10 protein-coding genes are annotated in these 13,945 nt (G+C 73.9%); 4 read left to right on the top strand and 6 right to left on the bottom strand.

Translation table 11 applies throughout. The features are described from left to right. Window positions 1-216: 216 nt before the first annotated feature. Window positions 217-2,496: an FdhF/YdeP family oxidoreductase gene (locus tag ACZ5GH_RS22960; protein ID WP_464335142.1), complete on the top strand. Its 2,280-nt coding sequence runs from the start codon at window positions 217-219 to the stop codon at window positions 2,494-2,496. A gap of 85 nt (window positions 2,497-2,581) precedes the next feature. On the opposite strand, the gene ACZ5GH_RS22955 is transcribed toward ACZ5GH_RS22960, so the two are convergent. Beyond that, the gene (locus ACZ5GH_RS22955) at window positions 2,582-4,156 is read right to left on the bottom strand and encodes a C40 family peptidase (protein ID WP_464335141.1); all 1,575 of its coding nucleotides are present in this window, start codon (window positions 4,154-4,156) and stop codon (window positions 2,582-2,584) included. 337 nt (window positions 4,157-4,493) lie between these two features. On the opposite strand from ACZ5GH_RS22955, the gene ACZ5GH_RS22950 reads away from it, so the two are divergent. Both ACZ5GH_RS22950 and ACZ5GH_RS22945 read left to right on the top strand, forming a co-directional pair. Further along, window positions 4,494-5,672 carry an inorganic phosphate transporter gene (locus tag ACZ5GH_RS22950; protein ID WP_387750220.1) on the top strand — a complete coding sequence of 393 codons (1,179 nt, stop codon included), beginning with the start codon at window positions 4,494-4,496 and terminating at the stop codon, window positions 5,670-5,672. Between the two features lie 26 nt (window positions 5,673-5,698). Then, complete coding sequence (locus tag ACZ5GH_RS22945; protein WP_464335140.1) at window positions 5,699-5,953, top strand: hypothetical protein; 255 nt, start codon at window positions 5,699-5,701, stop codon at window positions 5,951-5,953. Window positions 5,954-6,079: 126 nt separating this feature from the next. Here the strand turns inward: ACZ5GH_RS22945 and ACZ5GH_RS22940 are convergent, their stop codons facing one another. Together ACZ5GH_RS22940 and ACZ5GH_RS22935 are read right to left on the bottom strand one after the other, a co-directional pair. Further along, window positions 6,080-7,579 carry an MDR family MFS transporter gene (locus ACZ5GH_RS22940; protein ID WP_464336853.1) on the bottom strand — a complete coding sequence of 500 codons (1,500 nt, stop codon included), beginning with the start codon at window positions 7,577-7,579 and terminating at the stop codon, window positions 6,080-6,082. Between the two features lie 212 nt (window positions 7,580-7,791). Beyond that, a complete protein-coding gene (locus ACZ5GH_RS22935) occupies window positions 7,792-8,241 on the bottom strand; it encodes a MarR family winged helix-turn-helix transcriptional regulator (RefSeq protein WP_387750211.1) in 450 nt (149 codons plus the stop codon). Between the two features lie 126 nt (window positions 8,242-8,367). Between ACZ5GH_RS22935 and ACZ5GH_RS22930 the strand changes: the two genes are divergently transcribed. Beyond that, entirely contained in the window at window positions 8,368-9,402 is a 1,035-nt protein-coding gene (locus ACZ5GH_RS22930; protein ID WP_464335139.1) for an ABC transporter permease, read from the top strand. Between the two features lie 137 nt (window positions 9,403-9,539). Here ACZ5GH_RS22930 and ACZ5GH_RS22925 read toward each other — a convergent pair whose 3' ends face one another. The 3 genes from ACZ5GH_RS22925 to lon form a co-directional block, all read right to left on the bottom strand. Next, window positions 9,540-10,748, bottom strand: a complete 1,209-nt coding sequence (locus ACZ5GH_RS22925; protein WP_464335138.1) for an ROK family transcriptional regulator — start codon at window positions 10,746-10,748, stop codon at window positions 9,540-9,542. A gap of 18 nt (window positions 10,749-10,766) precedes the next feature. Further along, the gene (locus ACZ5GH_RS22920; RefSeq protein ID WP_387750202.1) at window positions 10,767-11,330 is read right to left on the bottom strand and encodes a GtrA family protein; all 564 of its coding nucleotides are present in this window, start codon (window positions 11,328-11,330) and stop codon (window positions 10,767-10,769) included. Window positions 11,331-11,481: 151 nt separating this feature from the next. Further along, window positions 11,482-13,878: an endopeptidase La gene (gene lon, locus ACZ5GH_RS22915; RefSeq protein ID WP_464335137.1), complete on the bottom strand. Its 2,397-nt coding sequence runs from the start codon at window positions 13,876-13,878 to the stop codon at window positions 11,482-11,484. Between the last annotated feature and the right edge of the window lie 67 nt (window positions 13,879-13,945).

Below are 13,945 nucleotides of genomic sequence, written 5' to 3'. Positions count from 1 at the left end.
CGGGGGCGTCGCGGCGGGGGCGTCGCGGCGGGGGCGCTCAGGCTCCGAAGACCTCTCCGCTCCTCGTCGTGGAGACGGTCCTGCCCGCCGCGGAGCCGGCCTCCCCGTCGTCCGCGGTACGGCCCTCCCCCCGTCACGGAGCAGGTGGAAGGATGGGCGGGTGGGCCCCCGCGACGGTGCGGCGGCCCGGACCAGCAGAGCCCGAGGAGAGCGGTCATGGCCAAGCAGGCCCCGCAGAGCGACCCGGCCCAGGACGCCCCCGAGGTGTCCGCGCCCCAGCACGCGGCCGCCGGGCTGCCCGCCGTTGGCCACAGCCTGCGGATGGCCGCCGAGCAGATGGGCGCGCGCCGCACCCTGGCCACCCTGCTCAAGGTCAACCAGCAGAACGGCTTCGACTGCCCGGGCTGCGCCTGGCCCGAGCCGGACAGGCCGCACACCGCCGAGTTCTGCGAGAACGGCGCCAAGGCCGTCGCCGAGGAGGCCACCGAGCGCCGCGTCCGCGCCGAGTTCTTCGCCGCCCACCCGGTCGCCGACCTGGCCGGACGCTCCGGCTACTGGCTGGGCCAGCAGGGCCGGCTCACCCAGCCGATGCTGCTCGACGAGGGCGCCACCCACTACACGCCGGTCTCCTGGGAGGACGCCTTCGCGCTGATCGCCGAGGAGCTGAAGGCCCTGGACACCCCGGACGGCGCCGCCTTCTACACCTCCGGCCGGACCAGCAACGAGGCCGCCTTCGCGTACCAGCTGTTCGCCCGCCGGCTCGGCACCAACAACCTGCCGGACTGCTCCAACATGTGCCACGAGTCCTCGGGCTCGGCGCTCACCGAGACGCTCGGCGTCGGCAAGGGCAGCGTCAGTCTGAAGGACCTCTACCAGGCCGACCTGATCATCGTGGCGGGCCAGAACCCGGGCACCAACCACCCCCGGATGCTCTCCGCGCTGGAGCGCGCCAAGCGGGCCGGCGCCACCATCGTGAGCGTCAACCCGCTGCCGGAGGCGGGCCTGGAGCGGTTCAAGAACCCCCAGCACGCCCGCGGCCTGGTCGGCCACGGCACCAAGCTGACCGACCTCTTCCTGCAGATCCGGCTCGGCGGCGACCTCGCGCTGTTCCGCGCGCTGAACCGGATCGTCCTGGAGCGGGACGGCGTCGACCACGAGTTCGTCGCCGAACACTGCCACGGCTTCGAGGAGTTCGAGGCCCAGGCGCGCGCGACCGACCGCGACGAGGTGCTCGCCGCGACCGGCCTGCCCTGGGAGCAGATCGAGGAGCTCGGCCGGCTGGTGCTGGCCTCCAGGAAGATCATCGTCTGCTGGGCGATGGGCCTCACCCAGCACAAGCACGCCGTGCCGACCATCCGCGAGGTGGTCAACTTCCTGCTGCTGCGCGGCAACGTCGGCCGCCCCGGCGCCGGCGTCTGCCCGGTGCGCGGGCACAGCAACGTCCAGGGCGACCGGACGATGGGCATCTTCGAGCGCCCCACCACCGCCTTCCTGGACGCGCTGGGCAAGGAGTTCGGCTTCGAGCCGCCGCGCGAGCACGGCCTCGACTCGGTGGACACCATCCGCGCGATGCGCGACGGCAGGATCGGGGTGTTCTTCGCGATGGGCGGCAACTTCGTCGCCGCCACCCCGGACACCGAGGTGACCGAGGCCGCGATGCGCCGCTGCCGGCTGACCGTCCACGTCTCCACCAAGCTCAACCGCTCGCACGTGGTCACCGGCGCCCGCGCCCTGATCCTGCCGACGCTGGGCCGCACCGACCGGGACGTCACCGCGCGCGGCGCCCAGTTCGTCAGCGTCGAGGACTCGATGGGGCAGGTGCACGCCTCGCGCGGCGGCCTGCGCCCGCCCGCGCCCGGCCTGCTCTCCGAGACCGCGATCGTCTGCCGGCTCGCCCGCAGCGTGCTCGGGCCGCAGGACACCGTGCCGTGGGAGGACTTCGCCACCGACTACGACACCCTGCGGGACCGGATCGCCCGGGTCGTCCCGGGCTTCGAGGACTACAACGAGAAGGTCCGCCGCCCCGGCGGCTTCACCCTGCCACACGGCCCCCGGGACACCCGCACCTTCCCGACCGCGACCGGCCGGGCCAACTTCACCGTCAACCCGCTGACCGCCCCGGACGTCCCGCCGGGCCGGCTGCTGCTGCAGACCCTGCGCTCGCACGACCAGTACAACACCACCGTCTACGGCCTCGACGACCGCTACCGGGGCATCAAGGGCGGGCGCCGGGTGGTCCTGGTCAACCCCGCGGACGCCGACGAGCTCGGGCTCGCCGACGGCCGGTACGTCGACCTGGTCAGCGAGTGGAGCGACGGCGTGGAGCGCCGCGCCCCGCACTTCCGGGTCGTCCACTACCCCGTCGCCCGCGGCGGCGCGGCGGCCTACTACCCGGAGACCAACGTCCTGGTGCCGCTGGACTCCACCGCCGACATCAGCAACACCCCCACCTCCAAGGCCGTGGTGATCCGCTTCGCCCCCGACAGCGGCGAATAGCCGACCGGCCGCCCCCGGGCAGCACGGAGGCCGCCCCGCGTCACCGGACGCCGGGCGGCCTCCTCCCGTTCTCCGCGGGGCCCGGTCAGTGCGTCGGCGTGCCCAGCGGCAGCGTGGCCGTGGCGCTGCCCGGGGCCGGGGCGCTCGCCGAGCCGGTGCCGCTCGGGCGCTGCGTCGGGGTGCCCGTCCCGGTCGGGGCGGGCGTGCCGGTCCCGCTCGGGGTGCCCGGCGTGCCGGTCGGGGTCGGGGTGCCCGTCCCGGTCGGCGTCCCGGTCGGCGTGGGGTTCGGCGTGGGGTTCGGCGTGCCGCCGGACGGCGTACCGGGGTCGGTCGGCGTGCCCGGCGCGGTCGGCGTGCCGGTCCCGTCCGGGGTGCCCGGCGTCCCGGCCGGGGTGCCCGGCGCGGTCGGCGGCGTCACCGCGCCGCCCGGGGCCGGCGCGGCCGGCACCTGGCCGGCGGGGCTCGGCGCGATCGGCGTGACGGAGTCCCAGCCCGCCGGGAGGTCGGGCACCCTCCAGGTGCCGCCCGCCTCGTCCGCCGCGCCGGACGGATCCGGCCGGACGGCCCCGAGGATCGGCATCGAGCCGATCGGCGAGATCTTGACGAAGGCGCCGGGCCGCGGCGCCTGCACGATCAGCCCGCCGCCGATGTACATCCCGATGTGCGAGGCGTCCTGGAAGTACACCACCAGGTCGCCGGGCCGCAGCTGGTCGAGCGCCACGTGCGGCAGCTGCGCCCACTGCTCCTGGCTGGTGCGCGGGATCGGCTTGCCGGCGTGCAGCCAGGCCTGGGAGGTGAGGCCCGAGCAGTCGTAGGCGTCCGGGCCGGTGCCGCCCCACAGGTACGGCTTGCCCACCTGCGCCAACGCGAAGGTGATGGCCGCGCGCCCCTGCAGGGAGGGCGTGCGCTCCCCCTTGCCGAGCGCTCCGGAGGCGAGGAACGCGAGCTGCGCCTCGTCCGCCTTGGCCTTCTCCAGCTGCTCCAGCTCGGCCCGCTGGGCGCCGGTCAGCGAGGAGACCACCTGCTCGACGGCGGCGAGGTCGGCGGCCGCCTTGGCCTTGGCCGCGTCCTGCTGGGCGACCAGCGCCCGGGACGTGTTCAGCGCCTCCTCGGTCTGCTTCTTCAGCCCGTCCAGCGCGTCCCGGTCGCTCTTCAGCTTGTCCAGGAACTCCGACTGCGAGCGACTGGCCGAGGCGAGCAGCTCGGCGATGACGACCGCCTCGTACGGGTCCTTGGAGAGCAGCAGCTCGGCGTAGGCCGAGGCGGCGCCGTTGCGGTACTGCGCGGCAGCGAGCTGCGAGGCGACGTCGGTGCCGGCGTCGACCTGCTTCTGCTGGCGCTCCAGCCGGCCCTGGAGGTCGGTGAGCGAGGTCTGCTGGTCCGCCGCCTTGGCGACGGCGCCGTTGTACTGCTCGGTGGCGGCCTCGGCGCTCTGGTAGAGCGCGTGCAGCTGGTCCAGCAGCGGGCCGAGGGTGGCCTTGGCGGCGGCGAGCGGGTCCGCGACAACCTGGCCGGTGCCCGGGTCGGGTGCGGCCCAGGCGGCCTGGGCACCCGCCGGCAGCGCGAGGGCCGCGGCCGCGAGGACGGCTCCGCAGCGCAGCGCCGCCCGCACCCAGGGCCGTATGCGGGCCGTCTCCGTTCCCTGTACCGCCCCGCCCATGGCTGGTCCTCCCCGCCGCGCACTGCCCCTGTCCCGGCTTCCCGGATCCCGCAGATCCTCCCACGGGTTACTCGCCGGAAACAGGGCGCGGGCGGACCGGGAGGTTAATTCTCGACGGACCTGTGAGACAGCTCTCAGCAAACCCGGACGAACCGCCGTCTTCTTCGCTAATGTCCAGTTCGGCGCGCCCGAAGTCACCCCGATGAAAGACAACGGTCACCGCGAGTAAACCGACGGAACCACGATTCCCGGCCCAGTTCACCTTCCGTTTACCAAGCGGACCTACGGTCGCGACAGTCATCAACGTCCGTGCGACAACTACGACGATTGTTTGGGTATGGAACACATCTCGTTCCTGGTGGCCGTTGTGATCATCACGGCGCTCGCCTTCGACTTCACCAACGGGTTCCACGACACCGCCAACGCGGCCGCCACCGCGATCGCGACCGGGGCCCTTCGTCCGAAGGTCGCGGTCACCATCGCGGCCCTGCTCAACTTCGCGGGCGCGTTCCTGTCCGTGAAGGTCGCCACCACCATCTCCGGCGGCATCGTCAACGAGAAGGCCGGCGTCCATCCCGAGATCATCTTCGCCGCCCTGGCCGGAGCGATCCTCTGGAACCTGCTGACCTGGCTGCGCGGCCTGCCGTCCAGCTCCTCGCACGCGCTGTACGGCGGCCTGATCGGCGCCACGATCGTCGGCGTCGGCATGAACGGCGTCAACTTCGACACCGTGGTCACCAAGATCCTCATCCCGGCCGTCGCCTCCCCCTTCGTCGCCGGCCTGGCCTCCTGGGGCGCCACCAAGCTGGCCTACGCGATCACCCGCAAGGGCGACGCCGCGACCACCGAGAAGGGCTTCAAGACCGGCCAGGTCTTCTCCTCCTCGCTGATCTCGCTCGCGCACGGCACCAACGACGCCCAGAAGACGATGGGCATCATCACCCTGACCCTGGTCTCGGTCGGCGCCCTGCCGCACGGCGCGCTGCCCCCCACCTGGGTGATCGTCTCCGCGGGTGCCGCGATCGCGCTCGGCACCTACATGGGCGGCTGGCGGATCATCCGCTCGATGGGCAAGGGCTTGGCGGACATCCGCCCGCCGCAGGGCTTCGCCTCCGAGTCGGCCGCCGCCACCGTCATCCTGACGTCCTCGCACATGGGCTTCGGCCTCTCCACCACCCAGGTCTGCTCCGGCGGCATCATGGGCGCCGGCCTCGGCGGCCCGAAGGGCGAGCTGCGCTGGAGCCTGGTCCGCCGCATGGTCTACACCTGGGGCCTGACCCTGCCGGCCGCCGCGGTGGTCTCCGGCGGCGCCGCCCTGCTGGCCGAGCAGGGCAGCTGGGGCGTCGCCCTGGTCGGCGCCCTGCTGGTGGCCGGCGCGACCGCGATGTGGCTGATCTCCCGCCGCCAGCCGGTCGGCGCGGACAACGTCAACGACGTCGACATCACCCCGGTCGAGGTCGCACCGACCGGGACCGCGAACACCCCCACCCCCGCCTCGACCACGGTCGCGGCCTGAGCACCGCGGGCTGAGGAGCACTCACCATGCACATCAAGTGGAACGCCCTGGCCCAGACCGCCGGGCTCAGCTTCGGCGTCACCGTCGCCGTGGTCGCCGTCTTCGCGCTCGGCATCCTGGCGCTGTCCCGCCGCGAGGCCGCGGTGAGCGCCGCCGCCGAGGGCGGGGCCGCCACCGGCACCGCGGGCGGCGGCAGGCTCGCCCTGGCCGGCGCCTGCGTCTGCTTCGCGCTGTGCGGCGGGGCCGTCCTCTACGGGCTGTCGCTGATCGCCGGCAAGTAGCCGCCGCGCACGCCACACGCACCACACGCGCACCGCGCACCGCGCACACGGCAACGGGCCGGGGAGTGTCGAGACACTCCCCGGCCCGTTCCGCGTATCCCGGCGGCCGCCGGTCCCGCCGTCCGGTCAGCCCTCCTGGGTGGTGGTCTTCAGCGCGGTCTCCCGGATGAAGAGCACGGTGACGAAGGCCAGCGCCGCGAACGGGGCGGCCCACAGGAAGACGGTGCCGACGCCGTGGCCGAAGGCGTCCGTCACCAGCGGCACGATCGGGGCCGGCAGCTTCGACAGGTCCGGGATGCCGCCGCCGGACGCCGCGGGCGACGCCGGGACGTGCGCCGCCGCCAGGTTCTCGGCCAGGTAGTGGCCGACCTTGTTGGTCATCAGCGCGCCGAGCGCGGAGACGCCCATCGCGCCGCCCATGGTGCGGAAGAAGGTGACCACCGAGCTGGCCGCGCCGAGCTCGTGCCGGGGCACCGTGTTCTGCACGGCGAGCACCAGGTTCTGGCTGGTCAGGCCGAGGCCGACGCCGGTGATCGCCATGTAGACGGAGAGCAGCACGTAGTCGGTGTCGGCCCGGGCGGTGCCGAGCAGGCCGAAGCCGACGGCGAGCAGCGCGGTGCCGGAGACCAGGTAGGCCTTCCACTTGCCGTACTTGGTGATCAGCCGGCCGGCCACCGCGGAGGAGACCGCCAGGCCGAGGATCATCGGCAGGGTCATCAGGCCGGCCACGGTCGGGGACTTGGCGCGGGCCAGCTGGAAGTACTGGCTGAGGAAGGTGGTCGCGCCGTACATCCCGACGCCGACCAGCACGCTGGCCAGCGCGGCCAGGGTGACGGTGCGGTACCTGAAGAGGCCCGGCGGGATGATCGGCTCGGCGGCGCGGTGCTCGATCACGACGGCCAGGGCGCCCAGCAGCAGGCCGCCGCCGACCATCGCCGCGGTCTGCCAGGACAGCCAGGCGTAGTTCTTGCCGGCCAGGGTGATCCAGATCATCAGCAGGCTGACCGAGGCGGTGATGACCACCGCGCCCAGGTAGTCGATCTTCGCCCGGCGCTTGACCACCGGCAGCTTGAGGGTGCGCTGCACCACCAGGATCGCGATCAGCGCGAACGGGATGCCGACGTAGAAGCACCAGCGCCAGCCCAGCCAGGGGGTGTCCACGATGACGCCGCCGATCAGCGGTCCGCCGATGGTGGCGAGCGCGAAGACGGCGCCGAAGTAGCCGCTGTACCGGCCGCGCTCACGCGCCGGGACCATCGCGGCCAGGCAGATCTGGCCCAGCGCCACGACGCCGCCGGCGCCGATGCCCTGGAGCGCGCGGCAGGCGATCAGCTCGCCGGTGTTCTGCGAGAGGCCGGCCAGCGCCGAGGTGCCGATGTAGATCACCAGGGCGATCTGGAGCAGCAGCTTCTTGCTGACGAGGTCGGAGAGCTTGCCCCAGATCGGGGTGGAGGCGGTGAGGCTGAGCAGGGCGGCGGTGATCACCCAGGTGTACGCGGACTGGCCGCCGTGCAGGTCGGCCAGGATGTGCGGGAGGGCGTTGGAGACGACGGTCGAGGAGAGCACGGCCACGAAGAGGCCGAGCAGCAGGCCGGAGAGCGCCTCCATCACCTGCCGGTGCGTCATCTGTTGACTGTCGGTCGCGGCGGCGGTTCCGCTCGCGGCCTCGGTGGTCACGGTCATCTGGGTCCTTCGGCGAGGCGTGCGGGATACGCGGATCATGAAAGTTCGTTGCCGTAAGCAACCATAAGACCAGATGGTTGAATTAGGCAACTTTCTTCAAGGGAAAGTAAAGCCCGCCCCCGCGGACCGCGCCCACCCCGCCGACGCCCCCCGGATCACTCGGCCGGCGGCTCCTCCAGCACGTCGTTGAAGCGGTGCAGCAGCTCGGCGAAGCGGGTCACGTCGTCCGGCGACCAGCCGCCCATCACCTCGCGCACCCGCCGCATCCGGGCATGGTGCGCGCCCAGGTAGCGGCGCCGGCCGTCCTCGGTGAGCGAGACCAGCGCGGCCCGGCGGTCCAGCGGGTCGGTCTCCCGGGCCACCAGGCCCAGCTCCTCCAGCGTCCGGATCTGCCGGCTCACCGTCGCCTTGCCGACCGAGAAGTGCACGCCGACGTCGGTCACCCGTACCGGCCCGGCCTGCTCGATGTAGCCGAGCAGGCTGTACGCCATCCCCTCCAGCCCGGGGTGCACCCGCCGTGAGAGTTCCGCCACTCTGGCCCGGCCCCGCCGGAACATCAGCGCGACCTCGCGCTCCACCGCCACCAGGGCTTCCTCGTCACTCACCGCGCCAGTATCGCGCAGCGACACGCGGCGCAGCCCCTGCCGGAAGGTGCGACAAGCCAACTACTTCATGGTATGAAGTATCGGTTCTGGAAGGACCGTTTTTCCCCGATACGCAAGGAGATGTGGATGCCAGCCCCAGAGCAGGGTTTCCTCGCCGAACTGAAGACCGCGGTCACCCCGCGCGCGGCACTGCTCGTGATCGGCGTGCTGCTGCTCCAGCTCGGTTTCATCGCCTCCTACATCGGTGCGCTGCACAAGCCGGCGCCGCAGAACCTCTCCATCGCGGTGGTCGCCCCGCCGCAGGTCGCCCCCAAGCTGGTCGGCGCGCTGGAGTCGGTGCCGAAGGACGCCGTCAAGGCCGTCACCGCGCCGGACGCCGAGACGGCGACCCGGCAGATCAAGGACCAGAAGATCTACGCGGCGCTGGTCGTGGACCCGACCGGTACCCAGGACACCCTGCTGGTCGGGGGCGCCCGCGGCCCGTCCGCGGCCAAGGCCGCCGAGTCCATCACCACCGCGATCGACCAGAGCCAGGGCCGCACCGTGAAGGTCCAGGACGTGGTGCCGCTCGCCCAGGGCGACACCAACGGCCTGTCCGCGTTCTACCTGGTCATCGGCTGGTGCGTCGGCGGCTACCTGGTCGCCTCCATCCTGGGCATCAGCGCGGGCTCCAAGCCGGCCAACGTCCACCGCCTGCTGATCCGCCTCGGCGTGCTCGCGGTGTACTCGATCGGCGCCGGCCTGCTCGGCACGCTGATCGCCGGGCCGGTACTGGACGCGCTGCCGGGCTCGATCGTGGGCCTGAGCGCCGTCGGCGCGCTGGTGGTGTTCTCGGTCGGCGCCTTCACCATGGCGCTCCAGTGCCTGTTCGACGTCATCGGCATCGGCATCGCGGTGCTGGTCTTCGTCGTGCTCGGCAACCCGAGCGCGGGCGGGGTCTACCCGGCGCCGATGATGCCGCCGTTCTGGCGGGCGATCAGCTCCTGGATCCCGAACGGCGCCGGCACCAGCGCGGCCAAGTCGGTCGCCTACTTCGGCTCCACCAACCTGGGGCTGCCGATCCTGGTCATGGTGGTCTGGGCGCTGATCGGCATCGGTGTCGCCCTGCTGGCCGTCATGCGGCGCTCCGAGAACCGCGAGCCGGTCGCCGTGGAGGCCTGAGCCGACCGCGGCCGACCGTCACCGAGCCCCCGGCCCCACGGCCGGGGGCTCGGTCGCGTCCCGGGGCCGCTCGGGTGGGAACGGCCCGGGGCCGCACGGGCCGGGACGGCCGGGGGCCGCACGGGCGGGGGAACGCCCTATCCGAGCGGCCCCGGGTCGGCCACGATGGCCCGGACGACCCGCACCGCCGCGCCCAGCAGCGGGCCCCGGCGGCCCAGCCGGGAGACCGTCAGCCGGTCCTCGGCCCACGGCCGCACCGCCACCCGGGCGGCCAGCTCGGCCCGCATCGCGGGCAGCAGCCAGGGCGCCAGCCGGGCGTAGCCGCCGCCCAGCACCACCTGGGCCGGGTCCAGCAGGTTGACCGCGCCGGCGGCCGCGGTGCCGAGCGCCGCACCGGCCCCGGCCAGGGCCGAAAGGACGTCCGCGTCCCCGGCCCCGGCGCGCTCGGCGAGCAGCGTCACCCAGTCGCCCGGAACGCCGGCCAGGCCGGCCGCCCGCAGCACCGCCGCCTCGCCCGCGTACTGCTCCAGGCAGCCGCGCGCCCCGCAGGCGCAGCCGGGTCCGTCGGGGTGGACGGGCACGTGGCCGAACTCCCCGGCGAAACCGCCCGCCCCGCGCAGCAGCCGGCCGCCGACCACGATCGCGGCGCCGACCCCGGCCTCGGCGGAGACGTACAGGAAGTCCTCCGGGCCCTCGCCCACCCAGCGCTCGGCCAGTCCGCCGAGGTTGGCCTCGTTGTCCGCCTCGATCGGCAGCTCGCCCAGGCCTCCCCCGGCCGCCCGCAGCGCCGGGCGCAGGACGGCGGCCAGCGGGACGTCCCGCCAGCCCAGGTTGGCGGCCCGCTGGAGCACCCCGCCGGAGGCGCCGACCAGCCCGGGCACGGCCAGGGTGAGGCCGGCCGGGCGCAGCCCCGACTCGGTGACGGCCCCGTGCAGCAGGTCGGCGAGCTCGGCCAGCACGGCGGCGGGCTCGCGCCCGTGGTTGGAGACCTCGCGGCGGCGCCAGGCGCGGACCTCCCCGCGCAGGTCGACCACGCAGGCGCCCAGGTGCCGCACCCCGATCTCGGCGCCGAGGCCGCCGGGCCCGGCCGGGTTGAGGCCGAGCGCGGTGCCGGGACGGCCGACCTTGCCGCTGGGCGCGGTGGGGCCCTCCTCGACCACCAGGCCGGCGGCGATCAGCTGTTCGGCGAGCGAGGAGACGGCGGCCCTGGTCAGTCCGGTCCCGGCGGCGACCTCGGCGCGCGAGCGCGGTCCGTCGGCGATCGTCCCGAGCACCAGGGCCAGGTTGGCCCGGCGCATCCCCTGCTGGCTGGCGGGCCCGGTCCGGACGGGGTCCGGCTCGTGCATAAGGCTCACCTCGCCCCTTTACGGCACGTCCCGTGGCATCTCGGGTGCAGCGTAACCGGCTTCCGGGGGCGCCGCCGTCGGTGCCGGGACGGCCGGGGCCGTCCCGGCGGACGGGGCGAAGACCCACCGCCGCATCGCCCAGTAGCGGAACAGCATCGCCGTGAAGGTGCCGACGACCATCCCGCTGAGGAAGTCCGCGACCTCCTGCTGGAAGGCGCCGACGTACGGCTCGCGCAGGTCCAGCAGGTACCGGGAGACCACCAGCGGTACGTCGTTGACGCCGATCGCCATCGCGCTGACCAGGACGAACATCAGCGCCTCGCGCTGCCGGCCGGCGGCCCGGAAGGCCCAGTGCCGGTTCAGCACGTACGAGACGGCGGTGCCGATCACGGTGGCGACGGTCAGCGCGACCACCGGTTTGTGCTCCAGCACGGTGAACTTGAGCTCGAAGTCGACCACGGTGGTGAGCACGAAGCAGCCCGTCCCGACCAGCAGGAACTTCACCAGTCGGCGGTGCCGCACCAGGAAGGGCCGCAGCCGGTCGGGCACCCGCGCCAGGGCGCGCTGCGTGGGGGACGGCATCTCCGCAGTCTCGCACGCGGGGGTGCCGCCGGCCCTTCGGACCGCCGGTGGCCCCGCGGGTCGTCGCCGGCCCCGGGGCCGGCGCCGCGGACCGCCGCCGGATCGCCCGGACCGCCACGCGGGCGGCCCGGGCAACCGGTCGGACCGGCGGTCAGGCGGCCACCAGCACCGAGGCCGCGGCCGGCTCCAGCGCCAGCTCCAGCACCTCCCGCACGTCCGCCACCGGGTGGACGGTGAGCCGCTCCAGCACCTCGGCCGGGACGTCGTCCAGATCGGCCTCGTTGCGCCTGGGGATGATCACCGTGGTGATCCCGGCCCGGTCGGCGGCGAGCAGCTTCTGCTTCACCCCGCCGATCGGCAGCACCCGCCCGGTCAGCGACACCTCGCCGGTCATCGCCACGTCGGTGCGCACCTTGCGGCCGGAGAGCAGCGAGGCCAGCGCGGTGGTCATGGTGATGCCGGCGCTCGGCCCGTCCTTGGGAATGGCCCCGGCCGGGATGTGCAGGTGCACGCCGCGGTCGCGCAGCGAGGTGACCGGCAGCTCCAGCTCGGCCCCACGCGAGCGCAGGTAGGAGAGCGCGATGTGCGCGGACTCCTTCATCACGTCGCCCAGCTGCCCGGTGAGGGTCAGCCCGGTGCCGCCGGTCTCGGCGTCGGCCAGCGAGGCCTCGATGTAGAGGACGTCGCCGCCGGCGCCCGTCACCGCGAGGCCGGTGGCCACGCCGGGGACGGCGGTGCGGCGCTCGGCCGGCTCCTGGGCGGACTCCGGCACGTGGTGCGGGCGGCCGATCAGGGCGCGCAGGTCGTCCGCGCCGACCGCGGCGGGCAGCTCGCGCTCGCCCAGCTCGGCCTGTGCGGCGATCTTGCGCAGCACCCGGGCGATCGAGCGCTCCAGGGTGCGCACGCCCGCCTCCCGGGTGTACTCCCCGGCGAGCCTGCGCAGCGCCGGCTCGTCCACGGTGACCTCTCCACCGGCCAGGCCGGCCTTCTCCAGCTGGCGCGGGAGCAGGTGGTCGCGGGCGATGACGACCTTCTCGTCCTCGGTGTAGCCGTCCAGCCGGACCAGCTCCATCCGGTCGAGCAGCGGCTCGGGGATGGCCTCCAGCACGTTGGCGGTGGCGAGGAAGACGACGTCGGAGAGGTCCAGCTCGACCTCCAGGTAGTGGTCCCGGAAGGTGTGGTTCTGCGCCGGGTCCAGCACCTCCAGCAGGGCGGCGGCCGGGTCCCCCCGGTAGTCGGAGCCGACCTTGTCGATCTCGTCCAGCAGGACGACGGGGTTCATCGAGCCGGCCTCCTTGACCGCCCGCACCAGCCGGCCGGGCAGCGCGCCGACGTAGGTGCGCCGGTGGCCGCGGATCTCCGCCTCGTCCCGGACGCCGCCGAGCGCGACCCGGACGAACTTCCGGCCCATGGCGCGGGCCACCGACTCGCCGAGCGAGGTCTTGCCGACGCCGGGCGGGCCGACCAGGGCCAGCACCGCGCCGCCCCGGCGGCCGCCGACCAGCCCGAGCCCCTGCTCGGCCCGGCGCTTGCGGACGGCCAGGTACTCGACTATCCGCTCCTTCACGTCGGCGAGCCCGGCGTGGTCGGCGTCCAGCACCGCGCGGGCGCCGGCGATGTCGTACTCGTCCTCGGTGCGCTCGTTCCAGGGCAGCTCCAGGACGGTGTCCAGCCAGGTGCGGATCCAGGAGCCCTCGGGCGACTGGTCGGAGGCGCGCTCCAGCTTGTCGACCTCCTTGAGCGCGGCCTCGCGCACCTTCTCGGGGAGGTCGGCGGCCTCGACCCGGGCGCGGTAGTCGCCCTCCTCGTCGGCCGCCTCGCCGTTCAGCTCGGCCAGCTCCTTGCGGACGGCCTCCAGCTGGCGGCGGAGCAGGAACTCCTTCTGCTGCTTGGCCACGCCCTCCTCGACGTCCTTGCGGATGGTGTCGTTGACCTCCTCCTCGGCGAGGTGGTCGCGCAGCAGGGTGAGCGCGTACTCCAGTCGGGCGACCTGGTCGGCCTCCAGCAGCACCTTGAGCTTCTGCTCGGCGGTGACGAAGGGCGCGTAGCCGATGTTGTCGGCGAGCTCGCCGACGCCCTCGATCTGCGCCACCCGGTCGACGATCTGCCAGGCGCCGCGCCTGCGCAGCCACTGGGTGGACAGCGCCTTGTACTCCTTGACCAGCTCGGCGGCCCGGCCGGCCACCGGGGTGCCCACCGAGGACTCCCGGAACGGCGTGGTCTCCACCCAGAGGGCGGCGCCGGGGCCGGTGGTACCGACCCCGATCCGGGCCCGGCGCACGGCGCGCACCAGCGCGGCCGGGTCGCCGTCGGCCAGTCGGCCGACCTGCTCGACGGTGGCCAGCGTGCCGGCCGCCGCGTACGAGCCGTCCACCCGCGGAACCAGCAGGACCTGCGGCTTGCCGGTGCCGGCGGCGGCCCGGGCGGCCTCGACCGCGGCGCGCACCTCGCTGTCCTTCAGGTCCAGCGGGACCACCATGCCCGGCAGGACGACCTCGTCGTCGAGCGGCAGCACGGGCAGGGTGAGCGGTGTGGACGACGATGCCATGATCTCTCCCTAGTCAGTGAACTTGAGTCGACCTGACTAAGGCCTGACGGCCGCCGGATGTTCCCGA

The sequence above is a fragment of the Kitasatospora sp. Xyl93 genome, assembly GCF_055383135.1.
Note: the sequence above shows the minus strand (reverse complement) of the source record. Positions and strands in the feature narration are given on the sequence as shown.

Excerpts from the sequence above, each read along its gene's own strand:
- ACZ5GH_RS22960 (WP_464335142.1), top strand. The coding sequence starts at position 217 with ATGGCCAAGCAGGCCCCGCAGAGCGACCCGGCCCAGGACGCCCCCGAG.
- ACZ5GH_RS22955 (WP_464335141.1), bottom strand. The coding sequence starts at position 4,156 with ATGGGCGGGGCGGTACAGGGAACGGAGACGGCCCGCATACGGCCCTGG.
- ACZ5GH_RS22950 (WP_387750220.1), top strand. The coding sequence starts at position 4,494 with ATGGAACACATCTCGTTCCTGGTGGCCGTTGTGATCATCACGGCGCTC.
- ACZ5GH_RS22945 (WP_464335140.1), top strand. The coding sequence starts at position 5,699 with ATGCACATCAAGTGGAACGCCCTGGCCCAGACCGCCGGGCTCAGCTTC.
- ACZ5GH_RS22940 (WP_464336853.1), bottom strand. The coding sequence starts at position 7,579 with ATGACGCACCGGCAGGTGATGGAGGCGCTCTCCGGCCTGCTGCTCGGC.
- ACZ5GH_RS22930 (WP_464335139.1), top strand. The coding sequence starts at position 8,368 with ATGCCAGCCCCAGAGCAGGGTTTCCTCGCCGAACTGAAGACCGCGGTC.
- ACZ5GH_RS22925 (WP_464335138.1), bottom strand. The coding sequence starts at position 10,748 with ATGCACGAGCCGGACCCCGTCCGGACCGGGCCCGCCAGCCAGCAGGGG.
- ACZ5GH_RS22920 (WP_387750202.1), bottom strand. The coding sequence starts at position 11,330 with ATGCCGTCCCCCACGCAGCGCGCCCTGGCGCGGGTGCCCGACCGGCTG.
- lon (WP_464335137.1), bottom strand. The coding sequence starts at position 13,878 with ATGGCATCGTCGTCCACACCGCTCACCCTGCCCGTGCTGCCGCTCGAC.